The 26,716-nt window shown below is 70.5% G+C and carries 27 protein-coding genes; 10 read left to right on the top strand and 17 right to left on the bottom strand.

Translation table 11 applies throughout. The features are described 5' to 3' along the window. Positions 1 to 119: 119 nt before the first annotated feature. Together MBA17_RS50390 and MBA17_RS12830 are read right to left on the bottom strand one after the other, a co-directional pair. Positions 120 to 821, bottom strand: coding sequence for an NIPSNAP family protein (locus tag MBA17_RS50390; protein ID WP_238496631.1), 702 nt, complete (start codon positions 819 to 821; stop codon positions 120 to 122). 176 nt (positions 822 to 997) lie between these two features. Next, complete coding sequence (locus tag MBA17_RS12830; RefSeq protein WP_238496630.1) at positions 998 to 1,924, bottom strand: NmrA family NAD(P)-binding protein; 927 nt, start codon at positions 1,922 to 1,924, stop codon at positions 998 to 1,000. A gap of 95 nt (positions 1,925 to 2,019) precedes the next feature. On the opposite strand from MBA17_RS12830, the gene MBA17_RS12825 reads away from it, so the two are divergent. After that, the gene (locus tag MBA17_RS12825; protein ID WP_238496629.1) at positions 2,020 to 2,592 is read left to right on the top strand and encodes a TetR/AcrR family transcriptional regulator; all 573 of its coding nucleotides are present in this window, start codon (positions 2,020 to 2,022) and stop codon (positions 2,590 to 2,592) included. A 439-nt stretch (positions 2,593 to 3,031) separates the two neighbouring features. Here MBA17_RS12825 and MBA17_RS12820 read toward each other — a convergent pair whose 3' ends face one another. Continuing rightward, positions 3,032 to 4,846 carry a M14 family metallopeptidase gene (locus MBA17_RS12820; protein ID WP_238496628.1) on the bottom strand — a complete coding sequence of 605 codons (1,815 nt, stop codon included), beginning with the start codon at positions 4,844 to 4,846 and terminating at the stop codon, positions 3,032 to 3,034. Between the two features lie 767 nt (positions 4,847 to 5,613). On the opposite strand from MBA17_RS12820, the gene MBA17_RS12815 reads away from it, so the two are divergent. From MBA17_RS12815 to MBA17_RS12805, 3 genes are all read left to right on the top strand, one after another. After that, positions 5,614 to 5,988: a carboxymuconolactone decarboxylase family protein gene (locus MBA17_RS12815; RefSeq protein ID WP_238496627.1), complete on the top strand. Its 375-nt coding sequence runs from the start codon at positions 5,614 to 5,616 to the stop codon at positions 5,986 to 5,988. 37 nt (positions 5,989 to 6,025) lie between these two features. Then, positions 6,026 to 6,784: an SDR family NAD(P)-dependent oxidoreductase gene (locus MBA17_RS12810; RefSeq protein ID WP_238496626.1), complete on the top strand. Its 759-nt coding sequence runs from the start codon at positions 6,026 to 6,028 to the stop codon at positions 6,782 to 6,784. Positions 6,785 to 7,086: 302 nt separating this feature from the next. Continuing rightward, positions 7,087 to 8,133 (top strand): glycosyltransferase family 4 protein, encoded by a 1,047-nt coding sequence (locus MBA17_RS12805; RefSeq protein WP_238496625.1) that lies wholly within the window; start codon positions 7,087 to 7,089, stop codon positions 8,131 to 8,133. A gap of 188 nt (positions 8,134 to 8,321) precedes the next feature. Here the strand turns inward: MBA17_RS12805 and MBA17_RS12800 are convergent, their stop codons facing one another. Beyond that, positions 8,322 to 9,548: an ABC transporter ATP-binding protein gene (locus tag MBA17_RS12800; RefSeq protein ID WP_238496624.1), complete on the bottom strand. Its 1,227-nt coding sequence runs from the start codon at positions 9,546 to 9,548 to the stop codon at positions 8,322 to 8,324. 182 nt (positions 9,549 to 9,730) lie between these two features. Here MBA17_RS12800 and MBA17_RS12795 point away from each other — a divergent pair, with 182 nt between their 5' ends. Continuing rightward, positions 9,731 to 10,717 carry a LacI family DNA-binding transcriptional regulator gene (locus MBA17_RS12795; protein ID WP_238496623.1) on the top strand — a complete coding sequence of 329 codons (987 nt, stop codon included), beginning with the start codon at positions 9,731 to 9,733 and terminating at the stop codon, positions 10,715 to 10,717. Here MBA17_RS12795 and MBA17_RS12790 read toward each other — a convergent pair. Continuing rightward, complete coding sequence (locus tag MBA17_RS12790; protein ID WP_238496622.1) at positions 10,714 to 11,205, bottom strand: glutathione peroxidase; 492 nt, start codon at positions 11,203 to 11,205, stop codon at positions 10,714 to 10,716. The two genes, MBA17_RS12795 and MBA17_RS12790, sit on opposite strands and share 4 nt — an antisense overlap. Positions 11,206 to 11,425: 220 nt before the next feature. On the opposite strand from MBA17_RS12790, the gene MBA17_RS12785 reads away from it, so the two are divergent. Then, positions 11,426 to 11,887: an aggregation-promoting factor C-terminal-like domain-containing protein gene (locus tag MBA17_RS12785; RefSeq protein ID WP_238496621.1), complete on the top strand. Its 462-nt coding sequence runs from the start codon at positions 11,426 to 11,428 to the stop codon at positions 11,885 to 11,887. 326 nt (positions 11,888 to 12,213) lie between these two features. Further along, positions 12,214 to 12,957: an aggregation-promoting factor C-terminal-like domain-containing protein gene (locus MBA17_RS12780; RefSeq protein WP_238496620.1), complete on the top strand. Its 744-nt coding sequence runs from the start codon at positions 12,214 to 12,216 to the stop codon at positions 12,955 to 12,957. A gap of 65 nt (positions 12,958 to 13,022) precedes the next feature. Here MBA17_RS12780 and MBA17_RS12775 read toward each other — a convergent pair whose 3' ends face one another. Then, positions 13,023 to 13,679 carry a TetR/AcrR family transcriptional regulator gene (locus tag MBA17_RS12775; RefSeq protein WP_238496619.1) on the bottom strand — a complete coding sequence of 219 codons (657 nt, stop codon included), beginning with the start codon at positions 13,677 to 13,679 and terminating at the stop codon, positions 13,023 to 13,025. Between the two features lie 89 nt (positions 13,680 to 13,768). On the opposite strand from MBA17_RS12775, the gene MBA17_RS12770 reads away from it, so the two are divergent. Then, positions 13,769 to 14,884 carry a ferritin-like domain-containing protein gene (locus MBA17_RS12770; RefSeq protein ID WP_238496618.1) on the top strand — a complete coding sequence of 372 codons (1,116 nt, stop codon included), beginning with the start codon at positions 13,769 to 13,771 and terminating at the stop codon, positions 14,882 to 14,884. A gap of 127 nt (positions 14,885 to 15,011) precedes the next feature. Here the strand turns inward: MBA17_RS12770 and MBA17_RS12765 are convergent, their stop codons facing one another. From MBA17_RS12765 to MBA17_RS12750, 4 genes are read right to left on the bottom strand one after another with little or no spacing between them, the layout of a single operon-like run. Next, positions 15,012 to 15,338, bottom strand: coding sequence for a YidH family protein (locus MBA17_RS12765; RefSeq protein ID WP_238496617.1), 327 nt, complete (start codon positions 15,336 to 15,338; stop codon positions 15,012 to 15,014). Beyond that, positions 15,338 to 15,679: a YidH family protein gene (locus tag MBA17_RS12760; protein ID WP_238496616.1), complete on the bottom strand. Its 342-nt coding sequence runs from the start codon at positions 15,677 to 15,679 to the stop codon at positions 15,338 to 15,340. The genes MBA17_RS12765 and MBA17_RS12760 overlap by 1 nt, the downstream gene beginning before the upstream one ends. Before the next feature lie 52 nt (positions 15,680 to 15,731). After that, positions 15,732 to 16,097, bottom strand: coding sequence for a hypothetical protein (locus MBA17_RS12755; RefSeq protein ID WP_238496615.1), 366 nt, complete (start codon positions 16,095 to 16,097; stop codon positions 15,732 to 15,734). 6 nt (positions 16,098 to 16,103) lie between these two features. Then, positions 16,104 to 16,493, bottom strand: a complete 390-nt coding sequence (locus tag MBA17_RS12750) for a hypothetical protein (protein ID WP_238496614.1) — start codon at positions 16,491 to 16,493, stop codon at positions 16,104 to 16,106. Positions 16,494 to 16,657: 164 nt separating this feature from the next. Here MBA17_RS12750 and MBA17_RS12745 point away from each other — a divergent pair, with 164 nt between their 5' ends. Then, positions 16,658 to 16,915, top strand: coding sequence for a ubiquitin carboxyl-terminal hydrolase 14 (locus tag MBA17_RS12745; RefSeq protein WP_238496613.1), 258 nt, complete (start codon positions 16,658 to 16,660; stop codon positions 16,913 to 16,915). Positions 16,916 to 16,943: 28 nt separating this feature from the next. On the opposite strand, the gene MBA17_RS12740 is transcribed toward MBA17_RS12745, so the two are convergent. Then, positions 16,944 to 18,518 (bottom strand): Na+/H+ antiporter, encoded by a 1,575-nt coding sequence (locus MBA17_RS12740; protein WP_238496612.1) that lies wholly within the window; start codon positions 18,516 to 18,518, stop codon positions 16,944 to 16,946. Between the two features lie 330 nt (positions 18,519 to 18,848). Then, positions 18,849 to 20,180, bottom strand: coding sequence for a hypothetical protein (locus tag MBA17_RS12735; RefSeq protein ID WP_238496611.1), 1,332 nt, complete (start codon positions 20,178 to 20,180; stop codon positions 18,849 to 18,851). A gap of 192 nt (positions 20,181 to 20,372) precedes the next feature. Between MBA17_RS12735 and MBA17_RS12730 the strand changes: the two genes are divergently transcribed. Then, complete coding sequence (locus MBA17_RS12730) at positions 20,373 to 22,454, top strand: ATP-dependent DNA helicase (RefSeq protein ID WP_455432749.1); 2,082 nt, start codon at positions 20,373 to 20,375, stop codon at positions 22,452 to 22,454. Between the two features lie 289 nt (positions 22,455 to 22,743). On the opposite strand, the gene MBA17_RS12725 is transcribed toward MBA17_RS12730, so the two are convergent. Genes MBA17_RS12725 through aroC form a run of 5 tightly spaced genes read right to left on the bottom strand, consistent with a single transcriptional unit; the run spans position 22,744 to position 26,702 of the window. Then, positions 22,744 to 23,505, bottom strand: a complete 762-nt coding sequence (locus MBA17_RS12725) for an SGNH/GDSL hydrolase family protein (RefSeq protein WP_238496609.1) — start codon at positions 23,503 to 23,505, stop codon at positions 22,744 to 22,746. Next, positions 23,502 to 23,930 (bottom strand): type II 3-dehydroquinate dehydratase, encoded by a 429-nt coding sequence (aroQ, locus tag MBA17_RS12720; RefSeq protein ID WP_238496608.1) that lies wholly within the window; start codon positions 23,928 to 23,930, stop codon positions 23,502 to 23,504. Before aroQ ends, MBA17_RS12725 begins: the two co-directional genes overlap by 4 nt. Continuing rightward, complete coding sequence (gene aroB, locus MBA17_RS12715; protein WP_238496607.1) at positions 23,927 to 25,003, bottom strand: 3-dehydroquinate synthase; 1,077 nt, start codon at positions 25,001 to 25,003, stop codon at positions 23,927 to 23,929. The genes aroQ and aroB overlap by 4 nt, the downstream gene beginning before the upstream one ends. Beyond that, complete coding sequence (locus MBA17_RS12710; protein ID WP_238496606.1) at positions 25,000 to 25,500, bottom strand: shikimate kinase; 501 nt, start codon at positions 25,498 to 25,500, stop codon at positions 25,000 to 25,002. Before MBA17_RS12710 ends, aroB begins: the two co-directional genes overlap by 4 nt. Beyond that, positions 25,497 to 26,702 (bottom strand): chorismate synthase, encoded by a 1,206-nt coding sequence (gene aroC / locus MBA17_RS12705; RefSeq protein WP_238496605.1) that lies wholly within the window; start codon positions 26,700 to 26,702, stop codon positions 25,497 to 25,499. The genes MBA17_RS12710 and aroC overlap by 4 nt, the downstream gene beginning before the upstream one ends. Between the last annotated feature and the right edge of the window lie 14 nt (positions 26,703 to 26,716).

Genomic DNA, 26,716 nt, shown 5'->3' with positions numbered 1-26,716 from the left:
CCGGCGAACGCGCCGGTTCCCCGGTCGGCCCCGGGTTGCGTTCACAATGCCGGTTGTGAGCCGCTGGACGGCGGCATAACCGGCTCAAGTGCTCAGTGCCGGTTCAGCGACCGGTGTCCTTAGGTGAGCGGAGAGAACTGCGTCGGCCAGGCGATCACCGAGGTGGCTTCGAGGATCTGCTCGGGCCCGCCCGGCGGTGGCCACTGCCCCGACGCATACAGATCTCTGCGGATGGCGACCCGCTCGTCAAGGCTGTGAAACGGCCAGATCTGGAGAATACGATCGGGACCGTCCAGTGCGTACATCACCACCGTCAACGGATCGATGCGGTGCCTTGCCGGCAAGGCCTTTCGCCAGCCCGCCATCGTCGCGGGAAGGCCGCCAGGCCGAAGGTGATAGTCGCGGATCTCGTACGCCGGCCCGAACGGGCCCGTTCGCACCGGCGGGACGAACGGGAACGGAACGAAACTCTGCGTCGTCAGATCGGTCAGATGATCACCGGCGCCGAACGGCCGGTCACTGGCACGCGCTCGCATCCGCTCCCGCAGTAGCTCCGCGTCGTCGGCGAAGCCACGCAGCACGATCAGGCGCCCCAGTGTGCCGTTCTCCGTTTGCCAGCAGCCAAGGAGCTCTCCGTATGCGTCAGGGCTGTTCACCCAGGGTTCAACTCCGGCAGCCGCCTTCTCGGCATCGAGCAGACGAAAGGCAAGGATCGCGAGCTCGTACCGGATGTTCTGCTGCTCCTGATCGACGTCTTCTCCGCTGATCGGCGCGGACTGTTTCATGGCTGTATCGCCCCTGGTATCGACGGTGGTGTCCACGGTCGATACCCGCTCCGTGGGCCGGGGCAACGACCGTTGTCGCTGGTCATCGCGCTCTGCGGGGGTCAGGTCCTGGCAGCGCGGCCTGGCCTGGATCCTCGCCGACGACGGCCGCGTCGCCTACCACCACGGCTGGACCGGCACCAGCCTCTACCTCGCCGCCGCCCGGACGCGCGTCAGGGGAGCGTGGGCCGCACGTGCTGCCGCGCCCACTCCTCGAAGCTGGTTAGCGGGAGGCCAAGGTCCTTGGCGTATTGCGGGCGTGCTGGCTGACCGGCCACGTTCATCCACTCGTGCGAAATGCCCATCGCCGGCATTCCGGCGGCGAGCGCCTCTTCCTCGGTCATGTTCGGCGCGGACAGGTGTGTGCCCAACGCTCGAGAGAGGACCTCGGCTATCCCCGTCATGGACAGATAGTCGCTCGCCAGCTCCAGCTGCAGCCCGTCGAACCGCTCGGGTGTGGCCATGGCCGCGGCGGCCGCGGTGCCGATGTCGTCCACCGCGACGAGGGACAGCCGCGTCTCGGGCTTGACGACGCTCACCAGCCCGCCCTCGATGCCGCGGGGGAACAGAAACGCCATGGAGGGCAGGAAGTTCTCCATGAAGAAGGCCGGCTTGAGGATCGTCCAGTGGGAGAAGCCGGCCGCGCGTACCCGGTCCTGGATCGTGCTCTTGGCTCCCAGGCTGTCGTCCAGCGAGCCCCAGCGGCCTGGGATCCAGCCGGGTGTCTCGGTGTGCTGGCCGGCACCGCTGGTGGAGGTGTGCACGAACTGCGGCACTCCCGCGCTCTTCGCGCCCTCGATGAGGTTGACGGCCTGGGCTACCTCTCCGTCGAAATCGAAGCCTTCGGTGGTCAGGGCGGCTATCTGCACGGAGAAGACGGCGCGCACGCCCTCGGCGGCCCGGACCACCGAATCGCGGTCGTGAAGATCGCCGGTGACGAGTTCGGCTCCGAGCGCCTCGACGGCCTTGGCCCGGGCGGCGGCCGGATCGCGCACGAGGGCGCGGACAGGAATGCCGGCCGCGCGCAGGACACGTGCGGTGGCCCCGCCCTGCTTGCCGGTGGCGCCGGTGACCAGGACAGGCGCGGAATCGGTGGACATGGTTCCCCTTCGGACTCATAAACGGCGAGGCCCGCCGTTTTCTTTGCGGTACGATACGGCGGGGCCCGCCACTTAGCAACCTTGGAGACGACGCCATGCCCGACCGCCAACGCGCGGACGCCCGGCGCAACTACGCGCGCATCCTCGCCGTGGCCGAGGAGGAGGTCGCCGCGCACGGCGCCGGCGCCTCCCTGGAACAGATCTCCCGCATCGCGGGGGTCGGCTCGGCGACCGTACGGCGCCACTTCCCGACCCGCCGGGCACTGCTGGAGGCGGTCTCCCACCAACGGATCGAGGCCCTGAGCGACCGCGCCCGCGAACTGGCAGGCAAGGGCAACAGCCGCGATGCGCTCCTGGAATGGCTCAGCGACGTCGTCGCCTACTGCGTCGCGGCCCGGGGACTGGCGCCGGCACTGGTTCACGACGGGGCCGAACTCGACTCCGTACACGAGAACACCTGCTCGGCGATGCTGGAAGAGGCGGGAAACCCCCTGCTGCGCCGCGCCGCGCAGGACGGCGCGGTGGCGGAAGGCATCACCGTCGCCGACCTGATCGCACTGATCGTCGGCATCGCCCTCGCAACAGAGCACCACCCCGACCCCGCCACCCGCGCGAACCGCCTGTTCCAGCTGGCCATTGCAGGCCTCAGCCCGCAGAACTCGTGTTAGAGAGGCTCTGCTACTCGTTCGAGGTGACGCGGCCTTCTTAAGGACACACAGACTGGGCGGGCGGCAGCGCAGAGCTGCATTGCGTCCGATTGCAGCTACCTGAGCGGCGGCCGACAGCGGTCGGTCCTACGGCCTGTTTCAGAAGTGGATCACATGAGTGATCGACTTCCAGGATGATCCTTGGGTGGGCCGTGGGGATTTGACCGCCGCGCAGTGGGCGGTCCTGGAGCCGTCTCTTTATGGCGGTTTGTTTGTGGCGGTTTCATTGGGGCGGTTTCATTGGGGCGGTGCCGCCCGATACGGCCGGATGTGGGTATCCGGTTCCGGGCGGCACCGCTGGTGACGTGGTCAGGAGGATCGGGTTCCAGCCGTCATGGACGGCGGGTGCTCCGCAGGCCGTACGCGGGCCTGCCCGATCCGCCCGCCGGAGATCACCCGGTCACTGGCGGGTGATCTGCACGTTGTCCACGCCCGCCTCGACGAGGCTGGCCGTGGACGTGTCGGACGCCTCGATCAGGATGCGCACGCTCTGACCGGCGAACGCGGAGATGTTCGCGGTCGCCGTGCTCCACGCCCCGTTGCGGTTGGTGGCCGCACCGAGTTGCTGGAACACCTGGGTGGTCGTCGAGCCCACGACCTTCACGCGGAAGAAGTCCGCGCTGGAGGAGTTCGAACCGTGGGCGAGATACCACGACAGGGAGAGCGTGAGCGTGCCCGAGGCCGGCAGCGTGATCGGCGGCGACTGGATGGAGGTCAGGCCGCCGTCGACGTCGTGATCGCCTGCGGCGGCGCCGGCGAGACGCCCGGTGACCAGGTCGTTCGCGCCGCTGACCGTGGTTCCGAGCTGCTTGGCCCCGCTGGACGTGGTCGCCTCGGGGTCGCCGCGCTCCCACAGGCCGGCGGTGGCCGCGCCGGGGACCGTCGCCCATCCGGTGGCCGTCTCGAAGGTGTCCGTGTAGACGACGGTCGGCGGGGTGCCGCCGCAGTACTGGGCGTCCTTGCCGATGATCCGGTAGACGCAGTCGGCGTACTCCAGCAGGCGCAGGGTCGCCTCCCTGTTACGGGTCGTCTGCGGCCCGATCTGTTCGTCCGGCGGGTAGAAGCCGGGCGAGGAGCTCACCGGATACATCTCGAAGGTGTAGCTGAAGATCTTGTAGGTGCCCCACATCCAGTCGTCGATCGAACCGTCGGTGATGTAGAGGTCGCTCGCCTGCTGCGGGGTGTAGTTGTTGGTGGAGGCCATGCTCTGGCCGAGTGTGGCGTGCGCGTCCCTGTCGTCCTGCGTCAGGCCGGGACCGGTGTCGTTGAACGTGTAGCCGTAGGGCCACAGGATCAGCTCGCCGTACGTGTGCCAGTCGATGTGCGCCTTGATCTGCTGCACGCCGCCCACCACGCGGGAACGGACGAAGTTCGCCACCGCGCGCACCTCCGGCGCCGACTCGGCGGCTGCTCCCCGGTAGGTGTCGCTGGAGGGGGTGGGTGAAGAGCCGCCGCAGCAGCCCCAGTTGTAGCCCCAGTTGCGGTTCATGTCGGTGCCGACGGCGGACGAGCCGGAGTTGGGCTGCCGGTTCTTGCGCCAGGAGCGGTAGGAACCGGTGGCGATGTCGTACTCGCCGCCGTCCGGGTTCAGGTCGGGCAGGATCCAGATCTCCCGGCCGTTCACCACGTCTGCGATGCGGCTGTCGGAGCCGTAGCCGTCGGTGAGCAGGTTGAGCAGGTAGATCGCCATCTCGACGGTCAGGTGCTCCCTGGCGTGCTGGTGGTGGGTGAACAGCACCTCGGGCTCGTTCTCGTCGGAGGCCACGTTGTCGCTGATCTTGACGCCGATCAGGTCGCGGCCCTCGTAGGAACTGCCGTAGCTGATCCTGCGGGCGATCGTCGGGTGATCGGCGACCACCTGGTTCACCACCGCGTTCAGCTCGGCGTAGTTGTGGTAGCCGGAGTCGGCCGGCGGGAAGTCCTGCGGCTGGGGCAGGGCCGGGGCTAACGGACGGGGCAGCACGGTGACCGTGTACCCGAGCTTCTTGATCTCGGCGACCTCCGTCTCCGACGCGGTCACCACCACCGAGGTGGCGGCCACCTCGTCGATGGCGGCTCCCACGCGCGCGACCGCGCTGCGCTGCTGGGCCGTGGCCGGTCCTTCGACCCGGTACTGCCTGTTCGGCGGTGGTTCCGCCGAGGCTCCCACCCCGGTGATCCCACTGAGGCACAGCAGCGTGATTACCGCCAGCCCAATGAGTAATCGGCGTCCCATGAAACCCTCCTCAGGCACGTGGTCTAAAGGGTTTGCCACGTGCCTGCACTGAGAGTCAGGCCATTAGGGAAGTCGCGAAAGGCCCAAATTTCGCGACCTGTGATCTCCTGGCGCGTCCCGGCCACCGGCGTACCCGAGCGGCGCGGCGCGACATGCCGTTTCCGGTTCTTCCGCCCTTGGCCGCTCCAAGACCTCCAGGCGGGCCGGATCGGAGCCGTGTCCGTGGCGGATTCCGCAGCACGCGCTCGCCGGCGCTGCCGCCCCACCGCCTTTACAAAGTAGATCAACAGCTGCCCGGCGGCGCCGATACGGCCTGGCCATCGCCTGGTTTCGACCTCATCCGGCTGTAACGCCGGCCTCTCAGACACGACATATGGGTACGGGTGGAAATGCCCGCGTGAAACCACTCTGTTGTCGGGGCCGAAATTGGCAATGAACGTCACGGCGCAACCCACTCGCGAACGACCGCCCTCAACGTGGTGACAGGAGTCCTGTTAGGAGACAGCATTCGGTCTCCTCCCTTCAGAAGGGAGGAGAATTCCCCGGTCTTCACCGCCGGCCGCCCGCTCGCCCGCTCGCCCGGAAAGGATCTTCCTTGAGGTCGCACCCCAGAAGCACAGGCGTTTCACCTCTCCGTCGGCCAGACGGCGAGGTCGGCACGGACCGCGCGGGTGACAGCCGTGGTCATCACCGCCCTCGGCGACATTACCGAATCCCGCGCCTCCGCGCCCGCGTTTCCGCCCTCGTCTGAAGCAGGGGTCGCACGCGTGAGGAGCATCGACAACGCTCCTGACCGGGAGCCCGGATTGGAGATCATGGAGTCGGTCTACGGCAGGGACCAAGGGGATGACGGCCCCGGCGACTTCCTCGCGAAGACCGTCGAGCACCTGTTCGCGGAGGTGTGGGCACGTGACGTGCTCACCGTGCGGGAGCGCCGCCTCCTCCTGATCGGCCTGCTGGTCGGCCAGAACCTGGACGACGCCGTGAACGTCCAGCTCGACGCCGCCCTGCGAACCGGCGAACTCACCCCCAAGGAGCTGCGGGAGATCGTCCTCTTCCTCACGCACTACGCGGGCTGGCCCCGCGGCGCGAGGCTCAACACCCAGGTCGAAGAGCTGATCGCCCGCGTCATGAAAGACTGAACGCGGCCACGGCGAGCGGTGCCGTTACCCTGCACTCATGCCTACCGCATTGATCACGGGTGCCACCTCGGGGATCGGCGCCGCCTTCGCCCGCCGCCTCGCCGCCGACGGATTCGCCCTGGTACTGGTCGCCCGCGACGAGAAACGGCTCGACGAGGCAGCCGCGGCGCTCACCCTCAGGTACGGCGTGGCGGCCGACACCCTGCCCGCCGACCTCGGCACGCCGGAGGGACTCTCGGCCGTCGAGCAGCGCCTGCGGGAAGGGGTGGACCTGCTGGTGAACAACGCCGGCTTCGCCCACCCCGGAGCGTTCCCCGACGTCTCCGCCGACGACGAGGCGCGCATGCTCCGCGTGCACTGCGAGGCGGTCCTGCGGCTGACGCTGGCCGCACTGCCCTCGATGCGCTCACGCGACCGCGGCGCCGTGATCAACGTGGCGTCGGTCGCCGCGTTCTTCGCCAGCGGCACCTACAACGCGAGCAAGGCGTGGGTGCTCAACTTCAGCGAGTCGGCGGGAGCCGACCTGTACGGCTCCAAGGTGCGCGTCATGGCCCTGTGCCCGGGGTTCGTGCGCACCGAGTTCCACCAGCGTGCCGGGATGGAGACCTCGGGGATCCCCGGCATCCTGTGGATCCCGGTCGACCAGGTGATCCGGGAGGGCCTGCGCGACCTGGCCCTGGGCAAGGTCGTCAGCGTCCCCTCGCTCCGCTACAAGCTGATCGTCGCCGCCGGCAGGCTGATCCCGCGCAACCTGGCGGCCCGCGTCTCCTCCCGCGTCGGCCGCCACTTCAGATGAGCCGCCCGGCTGACGCCCACCCGACTGAGCCCGGCCCCGCTGCGTCCGGCCCCGCTGAGCCCGCCCCGCTGAGCCCGCCCCGGCTGAGCGGCGGCGCGGGCGCACGGCCAAAGCTCCGCCAAGGATGACTCTCCGCCGCGTGTTGCCCCGGCGGAGAGTGCCCTTCTAGCTGTAACAAGGAGCGCATCCGGACGTCTGATCGAGGAAAGGCAGGATGTCCGCGTGCGCCAGCAGAAGTGTGACATAACACGAATCAGCCATCCGTCGACCGGTGGAACGCGTACCAGGATCGCGGCCGCGCCATGAACATGATCGTGGCGGCGGCGGTGGGCATGGCGGCCTGTGGCATCAGCGCGGCGACGGGCAGCCCGCTCCGGGTCGAGGCGCGGCGCTGGGGGCTGACGGACCGGCCCGCCGCGCACCGGCCGCAGCGCCGCTCCATCCCCTTCCTGGGCGGGCTCGCGATCGCGGCGGGCACGCTGATGGCCGTGCCGTGGGCCGCGGGAGACATCCGGCTGGCCGCGATCCTGGCCGGCGCCCTGCTGCTGGCCGTACTGGGCCTGCTCGGCGACATGCGGCCGCTGCGCATGGGGACCCGGCCGGCCGTCGTGGGCCTGGCCGCGTGCGGGGTGGCGCTCAGCGGCGTCACCGTCCCGCTGACCGGAGGCTGGGCCGACATCCCGCTGACGGCCTGCTGGATCGTGGTGACCACCTGCGCCACCGAACTGCTCGACGACATGGACGGCGCGCTGGGCGCGGTCGCGGTGACGACGGCGCTCCTGCTCTCGCTGACCGCGCTGGCCGGCGGCCTGCCCGCGCCGGGCATCCTGCTCGCCGCGCTGGCCGGTGGCTGCCTGGGCTTCCTGGCGCACAACTGGCCGCCCGCCCGGATGTTCATGGGCGACTCCGGCGCGCTGTTCATCGGGTTCGCGATCTCGTGCTCGGCGGTGCTCATCTTCTCCGAGGTCGCCGCCGGGTCCCTGGCGGGCATGCTCGCCGGGGTGCTGGCGGTGACGTTGCTCGGCTCCGTGAACGCCTCGGTGGTGCTCCTCGCACGCCTGCTGGACCGGCGGCCGTTGTTCCGCAGCGCGAGCGACCACCTCTCGCACCGGATGCGGGCGCTCGGCATCGGCAGGCAGACGGCGGCCTGCCTGCAGGCCGGTTCGGCCGCGGTGACCTGCATGCTCGGCCTCGCGGTGGCCGCGGGCGCGGTCGCGCCGACGACGGCGATCGGCGCGTGTGGCCTGGCGTGGCTGGTCGCGACGGCCGTGGCCCTGAGGATCCGGCTCACCGGCCACGTGGGCCCCGCCGGCCCTCGGGGCAGCACACGCCGCCCGGCCCGCCGCTGAACCGCGCTCCGGCTCACCGCCCGCGATACCCGCCCGCGCGGCTGCCCGGTCCGCAGCCGGTCCGCAGCCGGGTCGCCGGGCGGTTCCGGACATCCGCGGACCGCTGCCGCCGTCCGGATCAGGACGGCGAGAGGCCCTCGCCGTAGGAGGGGGTCACGGCGAGGGCCTCTCGGTTCGTACGGCCCGGCTTAACGACCGGCGTTGGCCGGGTGGCCGATGGCCAGGCCCGAAACGGAGTCGAAGAAGTGCAGGTTGTGCGTGTCCACGATCAGCTCGATGTTCTGACCGGGGCGCACGTGGCTGCGGGCGTTGACGCGGGAGGTCCACAGGGACTTGTCGCCGGCCAGCGGGATGGTCTCCTCGTCCTCGTCGGCGTCCTTGGCGGCCACGGTGTCCTTGTGCTCGACCGGCGGGGCGTCGATCAGGAACAGCACGTTGATCTCGCTGCCCAGCTCCTCGGTGACCTCCGCGCGAGCCGGGATGCGGGCCCAGCCCGTGGTGCCGCTGTGGCCGTTGGCCGCGGCCGCGTCCTCGAAGTCGGACGGGCGGATGCCGAGGATGAGCTGCTTGCCGATGTAGGCGTCGAGGCCGGCCTTCTCGGTGAAGGTCGATTCGGGCACCGGCAGGCTGATGTCGGCGAAGGTGACGGCGGCGCCGCCGCCGTCGGTGCGGACCAGGTCGGCGGTCACGAAGTTCATCGAGGGGGAACCCATGAAGCCGGCGACGAACAGGTTGACCGGCTTGTCGAACAGGTTCTGCGGGGTGTCGACCTGCTGGAGCAGACCGTCGCGGAGCACGCAGACGCGGTCGCCCAGGGTCATGGCCTCGACCTGGTCGTGGGTGACGTAGACGGTGGTGACGCCGAGGCGCTCGTGCAGGGTGTTCAGCGAGGCGCGCATCGACACGCGGAGCTTGGCGTCGAGGTTGGACAGCGGCTCGTCCATGAGGAACGCCTGCGGCTCACGCACGATCGCGCGGCCCATCGCGACACGCTGGCGCTGACCACCGGAGAGCGCGGCCGGCTTGCGCTTGAGGTACTGGTCGAGGCCGAGCATCTTGGCGGCCTCGTTGACCCGCTTCTGAATCTCGGGCTTGGGCATCTTGCGGAGCTTCAGGCCGAAGGCCAGGTTCTCCTCGACCGTCATGTGGGGGTACAGCGCGTAGTTCTGGAAGACCATCGCGATGTCACGGTCCTTCGGCGGCAGGTGGTTGACCACCTTCTCGCCGATGGCGATCTCACCGCCGCTGATGTCCTCCAGACCGGCGATCATCCGCAGGGCGGTCGACTTACCGCAACCCGACGGGCCGACCAGCACCATGAACTCCCCGTCCTTGATCTCAAGGTTCAGGTCGTTAACGGCCTTCACGCCACCGGCGTAAATCTTGTCGACATTGCTCAGAACGATGGATGCCATGACAGTCCTTCGTGCTTGCGGGTGGTAACGCCCGCTCGTCCACGGGTTTCCCCGCGGATGTGGATACGTTTTCATGCATCTCACCCGAAACGGACATCGGTGTCAAGACCCCGTAGGTCACGACCTTCACCGTTACGCAATCGCGCTCGCATTCGCGCGGAAATAATGATGGAATCGTTTCCATGAGGGCGCGGACAACCATCAAGGACGTGGCGGAGGCCGCCGGGGTCGGCGTCGCCACGGTCTCGCGGGTGCTGTCGGGCGGTTCCGCGAGCCCGCAGACCAGGGAGCGGGTGCTCGCCGTGGCGGCGCAGCTCGACTACCGCCCGAGCGCGCTCGGGCGCAACCTGCGCCAGCGGCGGACCGGCGGGATCGGCCTGCTCGTGCCCGACGTCACCGACTCCTTCTACGGCAGGGTGGCCGACGGCGTGCTGGCCTGCGCGAGGGCGGCCGGCGAGCCGGTGATCATGGGGGTGACGGGCGACGACGCGGAGAGCGAGTCCGAGCTGATCGGCATGCTCCTCGAACAGGGCGTCGAGCGCGTGGTCGCGGTGCCCTCGGGCGACCACGAACCGTGGGGGCCGGCGGTCCGGGCCGGGCTGACCGTCGTCTTCGCCGACCGGCGGGCGACGGGCCGCGACGACATCCCGGCGGTGCTCGCCGACGAGCGGGGCGGCGTGCGCACCGCGGTGGAGTATCTCGTCGGGCTCGGGCACCGCCGCATCGCCTATCTCGGCGGCCACGGCCAGGGACAGCGCGCGGCGGCCTTCCGCGACACGCTGGGCGCGCTCGGCGTGACCGTCGACGAGGAGCTGGTCGTCTTCGGCAGGGCGACGAGAGACTCGGCCTATGCCGCCGCCTCGGGGTTGTTCCAGCACCGCCCCGACCTGACGGCACTGGTCGCGGGCGGCAACCAACTGGGCGAGGCCGCGGTGCTGGCCGCCCGGGAACTGGATCTGCGGGTGCCCCGCGACCTGTCTCTGATCATGTTCGACGACGTGCCGTGGGCCGAGCTCTGCGCTCCCCCGCTGACCGTGATCGCGCCGCCCGCGCAGGACATCGGCTACCGCGCCGCCGAGCTGGTGCTGCGCTCGGCGGGCCGCAGGGCGCGCGGAGTCAGCCTCCCCACCGAATTGATCATCAGGGGAAGCTGCGGCCCGCGCCGTTAGGCGCCCAGCGTCTTCTCGATGGCCTGGATGACGGCGGGGTCGTCCGGGACGGTCCCCGGCCGGAACCGGGCGAGCACCGTGCCGTCACGGTCCAGCAGGAACTTCTCGAAGTTCCACTGGATGTCGCCGGCTTCGCCGTCGGCGTCGGGCGTGCCGGTCAGCTCCGTGTACAACGGATGCCTGTCGTCGCCGTTCACCTCGGTCTTCTCCAGCAGCGGGAAGTCGACGCCGTAGGTCGTGGCGCAGAACTCCTGGATCTCCTCCGCGCTGCCCGGCTCCTGCCCCATGAACTGGTTGCACGGCACGCCGACGACGGTGAAGCCGCGCTCGCCGTACTCCTGCTGGAGCCGGACCAGGCCGGTGTACTGCGGCGTGAGGCCGCAGCGGGAGGCCACGTTGACGACCAGCACGGACTTGTCGCCGGCCAGTTCGGCAAGCGTGGTGGGAACGTCCGCCAGCGTGCGGACGGGAATCTCGCGAGGACTCATCCCCCGAGGCTACTCAACGACCCGGTAGGCCGATCAACAGGCCCCGGTCGCCGAAAGTGTGCCGCAAAACACATCAAACATCACTTGTAGCACTATAAGCACATGATCGACATTAAAAGGATCTTTGACTCCGATCTTCACACATAGCGGTCAATTCGCCTGAAAATCGGCGATACGGCAGGGTGACGGCCGTCCTCCGACCCCGATGAAGGGAACATGCATGCCGACGCCACGCCGTACCGGCGCTTCGCTCGTGGCCGCCGCGGTCATCGCGGCCGGCGCGAGCACCGCCGGCGCCGCGGTCGCCCATGCGGACGGCTCCGTCACCACGGCCGCCGAGTCAGGCGCCACCGAGCAGGCGAAGAAGACCGTCAAGAGGTCGACCGAGAACAAGCGGATCGCCCGGCCGCTGGCCGCCAAGAAGGGCTGGAAGGCCGCCCAGTTCCGGTGTCTCAGCCGGTTGTGGCACCGCGAGAGCGGGTGGAACCACCGGGCGCACAACGGCTACTCGGGGGCCTACGGGATCCCCCAGGCCATGCCCGGCCGCAAGATGTCCGGCGCCGGCAAGGACTGGCGCACCAACCCCCGAACCCAGATCAAATGGGGCCTGAAGTACATAGCGCAGCGGTACGACACGCCCTGTGGCGCGTGGGCGCACTTCCGATCGCGCGGCTGGTACTGAAAGGAACCGGCAACCGGGGCCCATCCCCCGGTCTCCCCGCGGGCTCCTGATCAAACGGACCGCAGCGGGAACGCATGAAGATCGCGGTAGCCGTGCAAAGTTCCTCCCTGTGCGTGTCGCGGGATACCCGCCGCGAGCGGGTCGGCGTACTTCAATCCGCGTATAGGGAACCGTCGCGGCGCCGTCCGGAGCATCTCCTCGGGGATGTCCGGCCGGATCGGCCACGCGGGCCCGCCACGTCCGAGCCACGGGCGTGGCGCGGCAGCGCGCACGGGCACGGCAGTGCTTATGCGCCACTCGCACGCGACCTGACGACAAGGAGCGATTTGGACAGCTACCGCGCTCTGCGCGCCACCGTGATAGCCGCCGCCCTGACCGTCGGTACGGCGACGGCGGCGCACGCCGAGCCGATGCCGGGGGGTGAGGGCCCCGACACTCGACAGACCGTGACCGCTGGTACGGCGACGGCCGAGAGCGACCCTGACGGTCCGCGGAACACGAACACCGGCCCGGCGACGACCGAGGGAGTCGGATACCCCGACGCCCGACAGGCCGTGACCGCCGGTGCGACCATGGCCGACGGGGACCTCGGCGGCCCGCCGCCCATGACCGCCGGAACACCGGCGGCCGAAGGGACGGAGGACCCCGGCACCGAGCAGACCGCGTCCACCGGTACCACGAGGGGAGGGAACGCCGCCGCGCCGATGATCGTGCACGAGGCGACCTGGACGACGACCGCCGAGCCGCGTCGGGCGATCAGGAGACCCGTGACCAGGAACCGGGCGATCGCGTTCCGCTTCGTGGTGCGGCGGGCGTGGAAGGTCCGGCAGTTCCGCTGCCTGGACAGCCTGTGGACCAGGGAGAGCAACTGGAACCACCGGGCCACGAACAGCTCTTCGGGGGCCTACGGGATCCCGCAGGCCCTGCCCGGGGGGAAGATGGCCGGCGCCGGCTACGACTGGCGATCGAACCCGGTCACCCAGATCCGCTGGGGTCTCGACTACATCAAGGTCCGCTACGGCTCGCCGTGCGGTGCGTGGGGTCACTTCCAGTCGCACAACTGGTACTGATCCCGCGAGTCATCAGGGAGCGCCCAGGGGAAGGGCGCGCTCCCGCGCGGCGCCCGGGGCGGGCCTCAGCTCCGGGCGCCGCCTCTTCCTTCGGGGCGCGGCAGCAGGGCGATCGCCTGGATGAGCAGGTCGATGCCGAACTCGAAGTCGGGCTCCTCGTCGCAGGACCCCAGGATCGGCGCCAACCGGCCCACCTCGGGGAACAGGGCGGGATCGACGTTCTCCACCTGGACGCCGACGCGCGGCACGGGCGCGAACGTGGGCGTCACCCCGACCTCGCGGAGCAGCGAGCCCACGATGTAGGCGATGAAGGTGCGCAGGATGCGCACGGCGTCCTGCCCGTCGAAGCCGGCGTCGCGCAGCGTGGCCAGCGCCCGTTCCACGGGCAACAGTCCGGCCGGCGACTGGAGCTGACGGCTGACGACCACCATCGTGCAGCGCGGATAGTGATGGGCGATCTGGCGGAAGGCGCGGGCCTGCATCCGGACCCGTTCGGTCCAGTCCGCGTCGGGGTCGTCGGTGAACTCGATCTCCGACAGCACCGCCTCCGCCACCGCGTCGAGCAGCGCCGCCTTGTTCGGCACATGGTTGTAGAGGGACATCACGCCCACGTTCAGCTCGGCCGCGATGCGCCGCATCGACACCGCGTCAGCCCCTTCACGTTCGATGAGATCGACTGCGGCGGTGACGATGCGTCCGCGAGACAGCGGTTCCGTGCTCATCATGCCATTCTCGCCCATTGACTGCCATACACCGTATATGCAACGCTCATTAGGGTACGTACGGTGTACGTCGTTTGGAGGCCCCTCGCATGACGACTCATGACCTGTACACGATCCCGGCCGAACTCTCCACCTGGGATGTGGGGATGGCCGGAGCCAGCCGATTCACCTGGGAGTACGACGACGGCAGGGACCGGATGCTCGCCCTCTACCAGAAGGGCAAGGACAAACAGTGGGATTCGACCAAGCGCATCGACTGGGATCTTGAGGTCGATCCTTACGACGTCCTTGGCATCCCCGACCAGTCCATCGCGATCTATGACACGCCGCTGTGGCACCGGATGGACGACAAGCAGCGCAAGGAGGTGCGCAGGCACGGCGCCTCCTGGCAGTTCTCCCAGTTCCTGCACGGCGAGCAGGGGGCGATGATCTGCTCGGCCAGGATCGTCGAGTCGGTGCCCGACCTCGACTCCAAGTTCTACGCCGCGACCCAGACCATGGACGAGGCCAGGCACGCCGAGACCTACGCCCGGTTCCTGCAGGAGAAGGTCGGCATCGCCTATCCGATCAACCCCTATCTGAAGTCACTGCTGGACAGCACGCTGAGCGACTCCCGCTGGGACATGCCGTACCTCGGCATGCAGGTGCTCATCGAAGGGCTGGCGCTGGCGGCCTTCGGGGTGCTCCGCGACATCACCACCAAACCGCTGCCCAGGCAGATCCTCGCCTACGTCATGCAGGACGAGGCCAGGCACGTCGCCTTCGGCCGGATGGCGCTGCGCGACTACTACAAGCAGCTCACCGAGGCGGAACGGCGCGAGCGCGAGGACTTCGTCATCGAGGGCTGCTACCTCATGCGCGACCGGCTGCGCGGCCTGGAGCAGTGGGAGAACCTGTGCTCGTCCCCGCAGGAGGTCAAGGAGGCGATGCGGGCCGTCGAGGAGTCGCAGTACATCCGGACGTTCCGCTCGCTGCTGTTCAGCCGGATCGTCCCCTGCGTGAAGGACATCGGGCTGTGGAGCGAGCGGCTGCAGCAGGCGTACGCCGACATGGGCGTGCTGGACATGGCCGGGCAGAACCTCGACGCGCTGATGAAGCAGGACGAGGACCTCGCCGAAAAGCTCGACCAGGAGCGCTTCGCCGCGGAGGAGGCCGACCGCGCCGAGGAGGTCGCCGCCACCGTCACGCTGGGCGCCGGCGAATAGCCGAACGCACGACCCACCCGGCGGGCGCATGGAGGTCCCGCCCAGTGGGGGACGCGGTCGCCAGGTGACCGGTTCGCGAGTTCGCCATCACGCGAGGGGACGCGCCACGCGCGTGGCGCTCGGTCATCTAGCGGGCGAGGACGAAGGTCACGGCTCCGGCCGCCACGGCGAGGGTGCCGAGCCAGGCGAGCACGGCGTCGGCCTGCTCGTCGAGCGGGCGCCCCTCGTGCAGCGCCCGCTGGACCTTCGAATAGCGCACGCCCGTGCGGGCGAGCAGCACGCCGCCGAAGAACGCGGCCAGCAGGAAGGCGCTGACGGCGACCGGCGGCAGGCCGCCGCGGGCGGCGACCCCACCTGCGACGAGCCCGCCCGCGGCCAGCGTCGTCGCCGTGCGGACCCAGGCCAGGCGGGTGCGTTCGCTCTGCGCGCCGGAGTCCCACGGCTCCGGTGACACTAGATGGCGACCAGGATCAGGATGAGGGCGAGCACCGCCACCACCGCCACGCCGTACCCGAAGAGGGAGGCCAGCGCGGGCGGCGGCAGCGGGGCCTCGCGCCTCAGCGCCCGCTGCACCCGCCGCCAGCGCGGGTAGGCCATGCCGGCCGCCAGCGCGGCGAGCACGACCAGGATGACCGCCATGGCCGTGCGCACCCACGGCACGAAGAAATCGGCCCGGACCGCCGCCATCGCCACCCCGCCGGCGCTGAGCGCGAGCGAGGTACTCAGCCAGGTCAGATAGGTGCGCTCGTTGGCCAGCGTGAACCGGGGGTCCGGCTCCTTTCCTTCGGCTTTCATGCCCTAAAGGCTAATTCGGCACCATTTCCCCTAGAGAACCTGGGATACGTCCTTACTGGGCGGCACAGGCCGCGGTGATCACTTGGAGGTACTTCGCGGTGTTCGAGGCGACCTTCCTGGCCGCCTCGCCGTCGACTTCGAGGTCACGGTAGTAGTCGGCCAGTCCCTCGACCGCGTCCTTCAGGGTGGCGTCACCGGCCCGTGCCGCGGCGTCATCGAGATCGTCAGCGGCGGTGTCGAGTGCCTCGCCGAGCTTGCCGGGGTCGCCGCCGAGGCGCTGCGCCGTACCCGTCGTCTCCGAGGCTAGCTTGATCGCGTCCTCGCACGCCTGCACGCGGACCACCGCGCCGCTGAGCTCCTGAACCTCGCCGCAGCCCGCGAGCATGACGACGGCGGCGAGGATCACGAATGGTCGCACAGCCGGTCAGGCGCAGGCCGCGGTGATGTCCGACAGGTATTTGGCCGTCTCCGTGGTGGCCTTCTGCGCGGCGTCGACCGCACTGTTGACGTCGGTGATGTCGATGCTCTGGTAGACGCCCGCGAGACCGTTGAGCGCCTCCGTCAGGGTGGTGTCGCCGGCCTTCGCCGCGGTGTCCTCAAGTTTGGCGGCGCTGTCGTTGAGCGCCTTCTCCAACTGCTCGGGGTTGTCGCGCAGGCTGGCGACCTTACTGGTCATCTCGCCTACGATCTTGGTTGCCTCCAGGCATGCCTGGGCCTTGTCGACGGCGCCCGTGACCTCCTGGACCTCGCTGCACCCGGTCATCAGGATGGCGGCGGCCGAGAAGGAAACCAATGTACGGGGGAGGAGTCGCATGCCTGAGAGCCTACCCAAGACGGCCCTCTTCCGCCGTGATCGCGATCAGCGGTCCTGCGGGACGCGGGGGCCGACGCGTCGTCGCGGTCGATGGAGAGGTGGCCGGATCGGAACTCGGCCCCCGGAACTAGGATCGAGAGAAGTAGACGCGCCGAGGGGGACTCATGGCTGGTTGTGAGCACATCGCGGAAGCGGCGGACCCTGCCGCGCGCACGCCTGACGGCTGCGAGGAGTGCCTGGCACAGGGCACCCGATGGGTCCACCTGCGCAGGTGCCTCGGGTGCGGGCACATCGGCTGCTGCGACTCCTCGCCGTACCGGCACGCCAGCGCGCACTTCGAGGGGACCGGTCATCCGGTCATCCGCTCGTTCGAGCCGGGCGAGGAATGGAAGTGGTGCTTCGTCGACCAGGTGATGGGGTGACGGCCGGGTCACGCACTCGGCGGGGAGGCTAGGACCGCTCCATGATCGCCTCTTCGAAGTCGAGTTCCTGGGTCACCCGGCGGAGCACCTCGTCGTCGATCCGGCGCTCGTTGCGGAGCCGTACGAAGACCTGCCGTTCGGCGACGAGCATCTCGCGGCGCAGACGGCGGTAGACCGTGCCCGGGGTCTCCTCGCCCTCCTGCCCGGTGCCGCCGCCGAGCCGCTCCCAGGCGTTCAGCGACCGGCGCTCCTCCTTCACCCTGAGCTGGGTGACCACCGCGTCGTGCGTCTCGCTCAGCTCCGCGGCGAGCTCGTCCAGGCGGGCCAGCGCGGCGGAGGACGCCGCCTGCTGCGCCGCCGCCTCGGACAGGTTGTCGGCGTAGATCTCCCGTTCGCTGGACACCTTCAGCCACCTGATCAGCGCGGGGAACGACAGCCCCTGGACCAGCAGGGTGCCGATCACCACCGCGAAGGTGAGGAACAGCATCAGGTCGCGGCCGGGGAAGTCCTGCGGGATCGTGAACGCCGCCGCCAGCGACACCACGCCCCGCATCCCCGCCCACGACACCACCGTGATCAGTTGCCACGTCGGCGCCGGCTCCCGCTCGCGGATCTTGCGCGAGAACAGCCGCGGCAGCAGGGCGGTCGGGACGACCCAGACGGCCCTCGCCAGCACCGCCGTGACGAACACCGCCGCCGCGTAGCCCGCGAGCCGCCACGGATCCTGCTCGCGCAGCCCCGCCTCCACGATCGAGTGGAGCTGCAGGCCGATCAGCGCGAACACGATCGCCTCCAGCAGGAAGTCCATCACCCGCCAGACGGCGTCCGACAGCAACCGGGTGCCGAACCCCACCGTGTGCATCCGATGGCCGATGTAGAGGCCGACGATCACCACCGAGATCACACCCGAGGCGTGCACGATCTCCGCCGCCAGGTAGGAGCCGAACGGGATGATCAGCAGCAACGTGTTCTCGACCAGCGGGTCGCGCAGCCGCTGCAGGATCCAGCTCAGCGCCCAGGCCAGCCCGAGCCCGATCACCACTCCGCCCGCCGCCGCGTAGAGGAACTGGCCCGTCGCCCCCAGCCAGCTGATCCCCTGCCCCACCGCCGCCGCGATCGCCACCCGGTACGCCGTGAGCGCCGTCGCGTCGTTGAACAGGCTCTCCCCCACCAGGATCGTGATCACCCGCCTGGGCAGCCCCAGCCGCCGCGCCACGGCCACCGCCGCCACCGCGTCCGGCGGCGCCACGATCGCCCCCAGCGCGAACGCCGCCGCCAGCGGCAGCTCCGGGATCATCAGGTGCACCACCAGGCCGATCACCGCCGTGCTGAACAGCACCAGCCCGACCGACAGCAACCCCACCGCCCGCTTGAAGTCACGCAACCTCAGGAACGAGCTGTCCAACGCCGCCGAGTACAGCAACGGCGGCAGGAAGACCAGCAGCACGATCTCCGGGTCGAGCCTGTACTCCGGCACCCCCGGCAGGAACGACACCAGCAACCCGGCCGCCACCAGCACCAGCGGAGCGGGCCACCCCCTGCTCCTGGCCACCGCCGCCAACGCCACCGCCCCCACCGGAAGCGCCAGCAACTGAACCGCCATAGCAGCGTCCACGCCATCCCCCCTCAGAGGATCAGCGTACGATCCCCCGCCGATCCCCGCCCGACACCCCCTCCGCCCCTCGTACGGCAAGCCAGGCCGGCACCACCCACCGCCGGCACACCGCCCCGCGAACCCACGCCACTCGGGCGCGGCGGCCAAGCACCGTCACGCCCCGACCCTCGACGTGGCCCCTTCGGTTTCAACCCCGCGCACCACCGACGACCGCTCGGACAAGGGTGACCGGACGCCGTCACGTCCCCGGCCCTCGACGGGGACCTTCGGTTTCAGGGGTTCCGTTCACCGGTCGGAACTCACGGACCTGGGAGGGGGTCACCAGTCGCCGCGGCGTTCGTCCCTGTCGTCGTGGCCCTGCTCGGGGCGCAGGCGTTCACCGGTGGCGTACAGCGAGTCGTTGACGTAGGGGCGGGGCAGGTGCGGGTCGCGCGGGTAGTAGTCGTCCGTGGCGCCCGGAGGAGGCTGCTGCTGGCCGAGGCCGAGCGGGTCGGACGGGTCCACCGATCCGTAGGCTCCCCCCTGCTCCTCGCCGTACCCGGGGGTGCCGTAGGGATCGGGGTGGGGAACCTGCCTCCCGTACGTCTCGCCCTGCTCGGGCGGATCGAGCGCGTCCGGCTGGGAGAAAGCGTCCGGCTGGGAGAAAGCATCCGGCTGGGAGAAGGCATCGGGCTGGGAGAAGGCATCCGGCTGGGAGAAAGCGTCCGGCTGGGAGAAGGCATCCGGCTGGGAGAAGGCATCCGGCTGGGTGCCGCCGTAGTGATCAGGCGAGCCGTAGGGGTCGCCGCCGGGCTGGGACGGCACGGAGTAGGCCGGATTGTGCTCCGCCACCTCGCTGGCGGCGAACCCGTAGGGATCGGTGGCCGGGCCTCCGCCCTGGGACGGCGGCAGCGTGGCGTACTGGTCGGACGGGTATCCGCCGGCGGACGGCTGGCCGTACTGGAGGGAGTCGTTCACGATGAGGTTCTCGCGGGGCACGGACTCGACGCCGGCGCCGGTCCCGTAGCCGGCGACGAGCTTGTCGGCGGCGGGGGCGCCGCGGGCGACGAGCACGTCGTTCTGCCCGCGGGCGGGAGCGGGACGCTCGTCCGGCAGCCCCTGCTCGGGCTCGGTGTAGTAGTCGCCCTCGGCGGACGTGCCGTACTGGTAGTCGCCCTCGGCCGACGTGCCGTACTGGCCGGCCTGGTAGTCGCCCTCGGCCGGGGTGCCGTACTGGCCGTACTCGGCGGCCTCGGAGGTGGCGTACTGGCCGTACTCGCTCTCGGCGGGCGTGCCGTACTGTCCGTAGTCGCCCTCACCCTGCGCGGGGAGCAGGCCGTACTCGGCCTCGCCCGGGCGCGCGTAGTGCCCCGTCTGGGGATAGTCGCCGTGGTGCTCCTCAGGCGGCTCCCCGGCGGCGGGGGGCTGCATGGCGTGCTGGCCGGACTCGACGAGCTCGTCACCGCCGGCCTCGGCATACCCGTCGTCGAGGGTGTCGAGCAGGCGCCCGACGTCCTCAAGGGGCATGCGGAAACTGGCTGTGCACATCTCGCCTCGCCAGAGGCTCAGCACAAGGGTCCCCTCATGCCACGTGACCCGGAGCACCCGCTCCTGGCCCCGCGAATCGAAGAACACCTCACCGAACGACGGCAACGGGACAACTTCCGACATGGCAGACATAGTGCTTTAACCAGCCTTTATTCGTCCACTCGACCTCGCAGAACCCTACCGAACCGTCCCTTTCGTCCGTTTCTCTGGCCCCATTTGACACAGAACGAAGATCATTATCGATCGTCCGGGAGAGCCTCAAGGGCTCCAGACAGTCTGCCACGCTGCATCATGTCCGTGTTCGGGAATACCCGGATGCATCTGCCTCGTCACCCCCTGACAGGACGCGAGCGCCCCCGAGAGCGGGTAGCGTTGACTGCCGTGCCCGACGAGACTTCCGAGACCGCTGAAACAGCACTGCCGTCCGTCGAAGAGCTGCTCAGACACGCCGTGCAGGCGCTCGGCGGAAGCGAGCGCCCCGGGCAGGTGAAGATGGCGCAGGCGGTGCAGCACGCCATCGAGGCCGACGAGCACGTCGCCGTCCAGGCGGGCACCGGCACCGGGAAGTCGCTGGCCTACCTGGTCCCGTCGATCCGGCACGCGATCTCCTCGGGCCGCCCCGTGGTCATCTCCACCGCCACCATCGCCCTGCAGCGTCAGCTCGTCGACCGCGACCTGCCCCGGCTCGCCGTGGCCCTGGCGCCCGAGTTGCCCGGCGAGCCCGACTTCGCGATCCTCAAAGGCCGCCGCAACTACCTGTGCCGCTACAAGATGACCGCCGGCTGGCCCGAAGACGACCAGGACGAGCTCTTCGACCCGCGCGAGGTGAGCGCCACCGGGCGGATGGTCCAGCGCATCCAGGAATGGGCGGAGAAGACCGAGACGGGCGATCGAGACGAGCTGGTCCCCGGCGTCAGCGAGCAGGCCTGGCGGCAGTACTCCGTCAGCGCCAGGGAGTGCCTGGGCGCGCAGAAGTGCCCGAGCGGCACCGAGTGCTTCGCCGAGCTGGCCCGCGAACGCGCCGGGCAGGTCGACGTGGTGGTCACCAACCACGCGCTGCTGGCCATCGACGCCATGGAGGACTTCGAGGTCCTGCCCGAGCACAAGGTGGTCGTCGTCGACGAGGCGCACGAGCTGGCCGACCGGGTCACCTCGGTGGTCACCGACGAGTTGTCGGAGACCATCGTCGGCATCGCGGTGCGCCGGGTCGGCAGGCTCATCGAGCAGTCGACGGCCGACCGCCTCCAGCAGGCGGGCGAGGACCTCAAGGCGCTGCTGGCCGCCGCCCCGCCCGGCCGGATCGACGAACTGCCCGAGGTGCTCGGGATGACGCTGGCGCTGATCCGCGACGCCGCCTTCGGATGCATCACCGCGCTGGGCCCGCGCGGCGGGCGTGACAAGGGCGACCCCGAGGAGGCGGGCCTGCGCAAGGGCGCGTTCACCCTCCTCGACGAGGTGCACGACACCGCCCAGCGCATGCTCGACGCGTACGGCCACGCGGGCGAGGTCGACCGGGCCGAGGTGGTCTGGCTCGACGAGGGCGGCGACCGGCGGCCCGCCGCGCTGCGGGTCGCCCCGCTGTCCGTCGCCGGGATGCTGCGCGAGAAGCTCTTCGGCGACCGCACCGTGATCCTCACCTCCGCCACGCTCGCCCTCGGCGGCTCCTTCGACGGTCTCGCCCGGCAGTGGGGCCTGTCCGGGCCCGCCGCCGAGAACGAGGGCAAGGACCCCGGCTGGAGCGGGCTCGACGTCGGCTCGCCGTTCGACCATCCGCGCAGCGGCATCCTCTACATCGCCAAGCACCTCCCCCAGCCGGGCCGTGACGGCCTCCAGGCCGCCTACGTCGACGAGATCGCCGAGCTGATCGAGGCGGCGGGCGGGCGCACGCTCGGCCTGTTCTCCTCGATGCGCGCCGCCAAGGCCGCCACGGAGGCGCTGCGCGAACGGCTGAGCGTGCCGCTGCTGTGCCAGGGCGACGACTCCACGATGCTGCTCGTCAAGCAGTTCGCCGAGGACGAGCCGACCTGTCTGTTCGGCACGCTGTCCCTGTGGCAGGGGGTCGACGTGCCCGGTCCCGCGCTCCGCCTGGTGATCATCGACAGGATCCCGTTCCCCCGTCCCGACGATCCGCTCACCTCGGCGAGGCAGCGACACGTCGCGGCCAAGGGCGGCAACGGCTTCATGTCCGTGGCGGCCACCCACGCCGCGCTCCTCCTCGCCCAGGGCGCGGGCCGGCTGCTGCGCACCCAGTCCGACAAGGGGGTCGTGGCCATCCTCGACCCGCGTCTGAGCACCGCGCGCTACGGCTCGTTCCTGCGCGCCTCGATCCCGCCGTTCTGGACCACCAGCGACCCCGACCAGGTCCGTTCCGCCCTCAAACGCCTGTCCCAGTCGTAACGCCGCACGCGCACGCCGCAGAACCACGGCGACGCGCGAACCGGCAAGGGGCGACCCCGCATGAGGCCGACCCGACAGGGCCGACCCGACACGGGGCCGACCAGCAGGAGATCGGGGCGAACACGGAGCCGAACCGGCACCGGATCCGAACCGAAGGATCCACTCCTGCCTTCAACGGGTTACGGCGACCGGCCCCCGCCGCCCGAGTGCCATGGACCGGCAGGCCGCCACCAACGACGGCGAGTAGCGCCGGCCTGGCGTGCCGTACTTTCTCCAGAACCAAGCCGGGTCAGTCGTAAGGTGTCAGGTCGGGGCGCTTGGGATCCACGGCGTCGCCGGAGGAGGTGCCCTGGAGCCGCCGGCCGATCCAGGGCAGCAGGTGGCGGCGGAGCCACTGGGTGTCCTCGCGGCGCCTGATCCGGGGGTCGGCCGACTCGCGGGCCGGCCACACCTTGTGCCAGGAGTCCTCGCAGGGAACGCCGAGCACGTCCAGGACCCGGGCCGCGACCAGCCGGTGGCCGTCCTCGTTCATGTGCAGCCGGTCCTCGCTCCAGGCACGCCAGTCGCGCAGCCCCTGCATCGACCACTGGTCGACGACGCGGCAGCCGTACAGGTCGGCGATGGAGCGCACGTGCAGGTAGAAGACCGCGAAGCGGCCCCGGACCTGGCGCATGAGCGGCGTGTCGCGCGGGTCGACGCCGGTGAAGACCAGCACCTCCGCCCCCGTCGCCCGCAACTCTCGTACGGCGTGCGCGAACCTCTTGGCCATCCGGTCGGGGTCGCAGCCGGGGCGGAGCAGATCGTTGCCGCCCGCGCAGAAGCTGACCAGGTCGGGACTCATCTCGACGGCCCTGGGCACCTGCTGCTCGATGACCTGGTCGAGCAGCCGTCCCCGGACGGCGAGGTTGGCGTAGCGGAACCCGGGGTCGAGTTCGGCCAGCCGCTCGGCGACCCGGTCGGCCCAGCCCCGGAACCTGCCGTCCGCACCCGGATCGTTCAGCCCCTCGGTGAAGCTGTCCCCGAGGGCGACGAAGGAGCGCAACGGCCTCACCCCGTGGCGACGGCGTGCAGCCCCAGCACGTAGGACCGCAGGCCGAAGCCCGTGACCGTGCCGCTGGCGACCGCCGAGACGACGGACGTGTGGCGGAACTCCTCGCGGGCCGCCGGGTTGGAGATGTGCACCTCGACCAGCGGCGCGGTGCGCATCGCGACCGCGTCGCGCACGGCGTAGGAGTAGTGGGTGAAGGCGGCGGGGTTGAGCACCACGGGGACGCGGCCGTCCGCGGCCTCGTGCAGCCAGCCGATCAGCTCGGCCTCGCTGTCGGTCTGCCGCACCTCGACCTTCAGGCCGAGGCTCCGCCCGGTCTCCTCGCACAGGGTGACGAGGTCGGCGTAGGTCTCCGCGCCGTAGACGTCGGGCTCACGGGTGCCGAGCCGGGACAGGTTGGGCCCGTTGAGGACGTAGACGAGTGTCATGATGATCGCGCCACCTCGTGGTAGGCCGCGGCCAGCAGTTCCTCCGGCGGGTCCTCCAGGCGGCCGACCTCGGCCAGGCCGTCGAGCACCACGAAACGCTGCTTGGCACCGCGGTTCTTCTTGTCCAGGCGCATGTGGTCGCGCAGCTCCGGCCACGCGTCCGCGCGGTAGGCCGTGGGCAGGCCGACGGAGGTCAGCACCGCCCGGGTGCGCGCGACCAGGTCGGCCCTGCCGCTGAGCCGGGACAGCTCGGCGGCGTAGACCATGCCGATGGCCACGGCCTCGCCGTGCCGGATCCGATAGTCTTCGACGCGCTCGATCGCGTGGGCCAGCGTGTGGCCGTAGTTGAGGATCTCGCGGAGCCCCGACTCGTTCAGGTCGGCGCCAACCACGTCGGCCTTGACCTGGATCTTGCGCTCGATCAGCTCACGGGTGTGCGCGCCGTCGGGCCGCCCGGCGCCTTCGGGGTCGGCCTCGATCAGCTGCAGGATCGTCGGGTCGGCGATGAAACCGCCCTTGATCACCTCGGCCAGGCCGCCGATGTAGTCTTCCCTCGGCACCGAGACGAGCGTCGCCAGGTCGCACAGCACCCCGGCCGGCGGGTGGAACGAGCCCACCAGGTTCTTGCCCTCAGGGGTGTTGATGCCGGTCTTGCCACCGACGGCCGCGTCGACCATGGCGAGCAGGGTGGTCGGCACCTGGACGACCTTGATCCCGCGCAGCCAGGTCGCCGCGACGAAACCCGCCAGGTCGGTGGTCGCGCCGCCGCCGACGCCGACGACCGCGTCGGACCTGGTCAGGCCGTGCCTGCCGAGGGCCGACCACAGCTCGGCGGCGACCTGCGAGGTCTTGGCCCGCTCACCGTCGGGCACCGGCAGCGGCACCGGCGTGCGGCCCGACGCCTCGATCGCGCCGCACACCGGCCGCGCGATCTCGGGCAGGCTCTCCGGATGCACCACGGCGACGGTGCGGGCGTCGGCGCCGAGCAGCGAGGGCAGCTCGCCGAGCACGCCGGTGCCGATCACCACGTCGTACGGCTGGTCGCCCTTCACGGCGATCCTGGTGGCGCTCATCGGGTCAGCGCCTTGGCGATCTCGTCAACGATGTCGGCGGGCTCACGGTCGTCGGTCGCCACCGTGATGGTCGCCAGCCCTTCGTAGATCGGACGGCGGCTCTCCATCAGCTTCTTGAGCTGGCTGCGGGGGTTGAGCACCAGCAGCGGCCTGGCCGAGGCCAGCCCGACCCGCTGGACCGCGTGCGTCAGGCCGACTTCCAGGTAGACGACGGTGTGCCCGGCCAGCAGGCGCTGCGTCTCCTCGGCCAGCACCGCGCCGCCGCCGAGCGACAGGACTCCCGTGTGCTCGCCGAGCGCGCCGCGCACGGCGGCGGCCTCCAGCTCGCGGAACCTCTCCTCGCCGTCCTCGACGAACACGTCGCTGACCGGCTTGCCGGCCACCGCCTCCACGTCGGCGTCGGTGTCGCGGAAGAGCACGCCGAGCCGTTCGGCCAGCAGCTGCCCGACGGTCGACTTGCCCGAGCCCGGCGGCCCGATCAGCACGGCCGACGTCATGACCCCGCCTCCGCACCCGGATGCGGCGGCTTGAGCATGGCCGAGAGGTAGCCCGACAGGTTGCGCGCGACCTCCTCGACCGAGTCGCCGCCGAACTTCTCCACCACGGCGTCGGCCAGCACCAGCGCGACCATCGCCTCGGCGACGATCGCGGCGGCCGGCACGGACACCACGTCGGAGCGCTGGTTGATCGCCTTGGCGGGCTCGCCGGTGAGCACGTCGACCGTGGCGAGCGCCTTGGGCACGGTGGAGATCGGCTTCATCGCGGCGCGGACCCGCAGCGGCTCGCCGTTGGTCATGCCGCCCTCGATGCCGCCGGCCCGGTTGGTGACCCGCCTGACGCCGTCGGACTCGCCGACGATCTCGTCGTGCGCCTGGGAGCCCCGGCGTCTGGCCGTCTCGAAGCCGTCGCCGACCGCGACCCCCTTGATCGCCTGGATGCCCATCAGGGCACCGGCCAGGCGCGAGTCGAGGCGGCGGTCCCAATGGACGTAACTGCCGAGGCCCGGAGGCAGCCCGTAGGCGATCACCTCGACGACGCCGCCGAGCGTGTCGCCCTCCTTGCGGGCCGTCTCGATCTCCTCGACCATGGCGGCGCTGGTCTCCGGGTCGTGGCAGCGCACCGGGTCCTCGTCGACGGCGGCGAGGTCGCCCGGGCCGGGGATGACCCCGTCGGGCGCGCTGACCGTGCCGATGCCCACCACGTGGCTGACGATCTCGACGCCGAGCGCCTGCTTGAGGAAGTTGGTCGCGACCTGGCCCAGCGCGACGCGGGCGGCCGTCTCGCGGGCGCTGGCCCGGTCGAGGACCGGACGGGCGTCGTCGAAGCCGTACTTCTGCATGCCGGACAGGTCGGCGTGGCCAGGGCGCGGCCGGGACAGCGGCGCGTTGCGCGCCTGGCCCGCCAGCACCTCGGGATCGACCGGGTCGGCGGCCATCACGGTCTCCCACTTGGGCCACTCGCTGTTGCCCACGCGGATGGCGACCGGGCTGCCGAGCGTGCGCCCGTGGCGGACGCCGCCGACGACGGTCACGACGTCCTGCTCGAACTTCATCCGCGCGCCACGCCCGTAGCCCAGGCGGCGACGGCGCAACGCCTCCGCCAGCTCGGCGGTGGTCACCTCCACCCCGGCGGGCAAGCCTTCGAGTATCGCGACGAGCTCGGGGCCGTGTGACTCCCCTGCGGTCAACCAGCGCAACATGGTGGCAATTCTTC

Source organism: Dolomitihabitans soli (genome assembly GCF_022213955.1).
Taxonomy (GTDB): domain Bacteria; phylum Actinomycetota; class Actinomycetes; order Streptosporangiales; family Streptosporangiaceae; genus Streptosporangium_A; species Streptosporangium_A soli.
The sequence above is the reverse complement of the archived record's forward strand: the minus strand, read 5'-3'. Positions and strand labels throughout refer to the sequence as shown.

Coding starts and splice junctions, on each gene's coding strand:
- MBA17_RS12830 (WP_238496630.1), bottom strand. CDS start 1,924: ATGTCCACCGATTCCGCGCCTGTCCTGGTCACCGGCGCCACCGGCAAG.
- MBA17_RS12825 (WP_238496629.1), top strand. CDS start 2,020: ATGCCCGACCGCCAACGCGCGGACGCCCGGCGCAACTACGCGCGCATC.
- MBA17_RS12820 (WP_238496628.1), bottom strand. CDS start 4,846: ATGGGACGCCGATTACTCATTGGGCTGGCGGTAATCACGCTGCTGTGC.
- MBA17_RS12810 (WP_238496626.1), top strand. CDS start 6,026: ATGCCTACCGCATTGATCACGGGTGCCACCTCGGGGATCGGCGCCGCC.
- MBA17_RS12805 (WP_238496625.1), top strand. CDS start 7,087: ATGAACATGATCGTGGCGGCGGCGGTGGGCATGGCGGCCTGTGGCATC.
- MBA17_RS12800 (WP_238496624.1), bottom strand. CDS start 9,548: ATGGCATCCATCGTTCTGAGCAATGTCGACAAGATTTACGCCGGTGGC.
- MBA17_RS12795 (WP_238496623.1), top strand. CDS start 9,731: ATGAGGGCGCGGACAACCATCAAGGACGTGGCGGAGGCCGCCGGGGTC.
- MBA17_RS12790 (WP_238496622.1), bottom strand. CDS start 11,205: ATGAGTCCTCGCGAGATTCCCGTCCGCACGCTGGCGGACGTTCCCACC.
- MBA17_RS12785 (WP_238496621.1), top strand. CDS start 11,426: ATGCCGACGCCACGCCGTACCGGCGCTTCGCTCGTGGCCGCCGCGGTC.
- MBA17_RS12775 (WP_238496619.1), bottom strand. CDS start 13,679: ATGAGCACGGAACCGCTGTCTCGCGGACGCATCGTCACCGCCGCAGTC.
- MBA17_RS12770 (WP_238496618.1), top strand. CDS start 13,769: ATGACGACTCATGACCTGTACACGATCCCGGCCGAACTCTCCACCTGG.
- MBA17_RS12760 (WP_238496616.1), bottom strand. CDS start 15,679: ATGAAAGCCGAAGGAAAGGAGCCGGACCCCCGGTTCACGCTGGCCAAC.
- MBA17_RS12750 (WP_238496614.1), bottom strand. CDS start 16,493: ATGCGACTCCTCCCCCGTACATTGGTTTCCTTCTCGGCCGCCGCCATC.
- MBA17_RS12745 (WP_238496613.1), top strand. CDS start 16,658: ATGGCTGGTTGTGAGCACATCGCGGAAGCGGCGGACCCTGCCGCGCGC.
- MBA17_RS12740 (WP_238496612.1), bottom strand. CDS start 18,518: ATGGCGGTTCAGTTGCTGGCGCTTCCGGTGGGGGCGGTGGCGTTGGCG.
- MBA17_RS12735 (WP_238496611.1), bottom strand. CDS start 20,180: ATGTCGGAAGTTGTCCCGTTGCCGTCGTTCGGTGAGGTGTTCTTCGAT.
- MBA17_RS12730 (WP_455432749.1), top strand. CDS start 20,373: ATGCATCTGCCTCGTCACCCCCTGACAGGACGCGAGCGCCCCCGAGAG.
- aroQ (WP_238496608.1), bottom strand. CDS start 23,930: ATGACACTCGTCTACGTCCTCAACGGGCCCAACCTGTCCCGGCTCGGC.
- aroB (WP_238496607.1), bottom strand. CDS start 25,003: ATGAGCGCCACCAGGATCGCCGTGAAGGGCGACCAGCCGTACGACGTG.
- MBA17_RS12710 (WP_238496606.1), bottom strand. CDS start 25,500: ATGACGTCGGCCGTGCTGATCGGGCCGCCGGGCTCGGGCAAGTCGACC.
- aroC (WP_238496605.1), bottom strand. CDS start 26,702: ATGTTGCGCTGGTTGACCGCAGGGGAGTCACACGGCCCCGAGCTCGTC.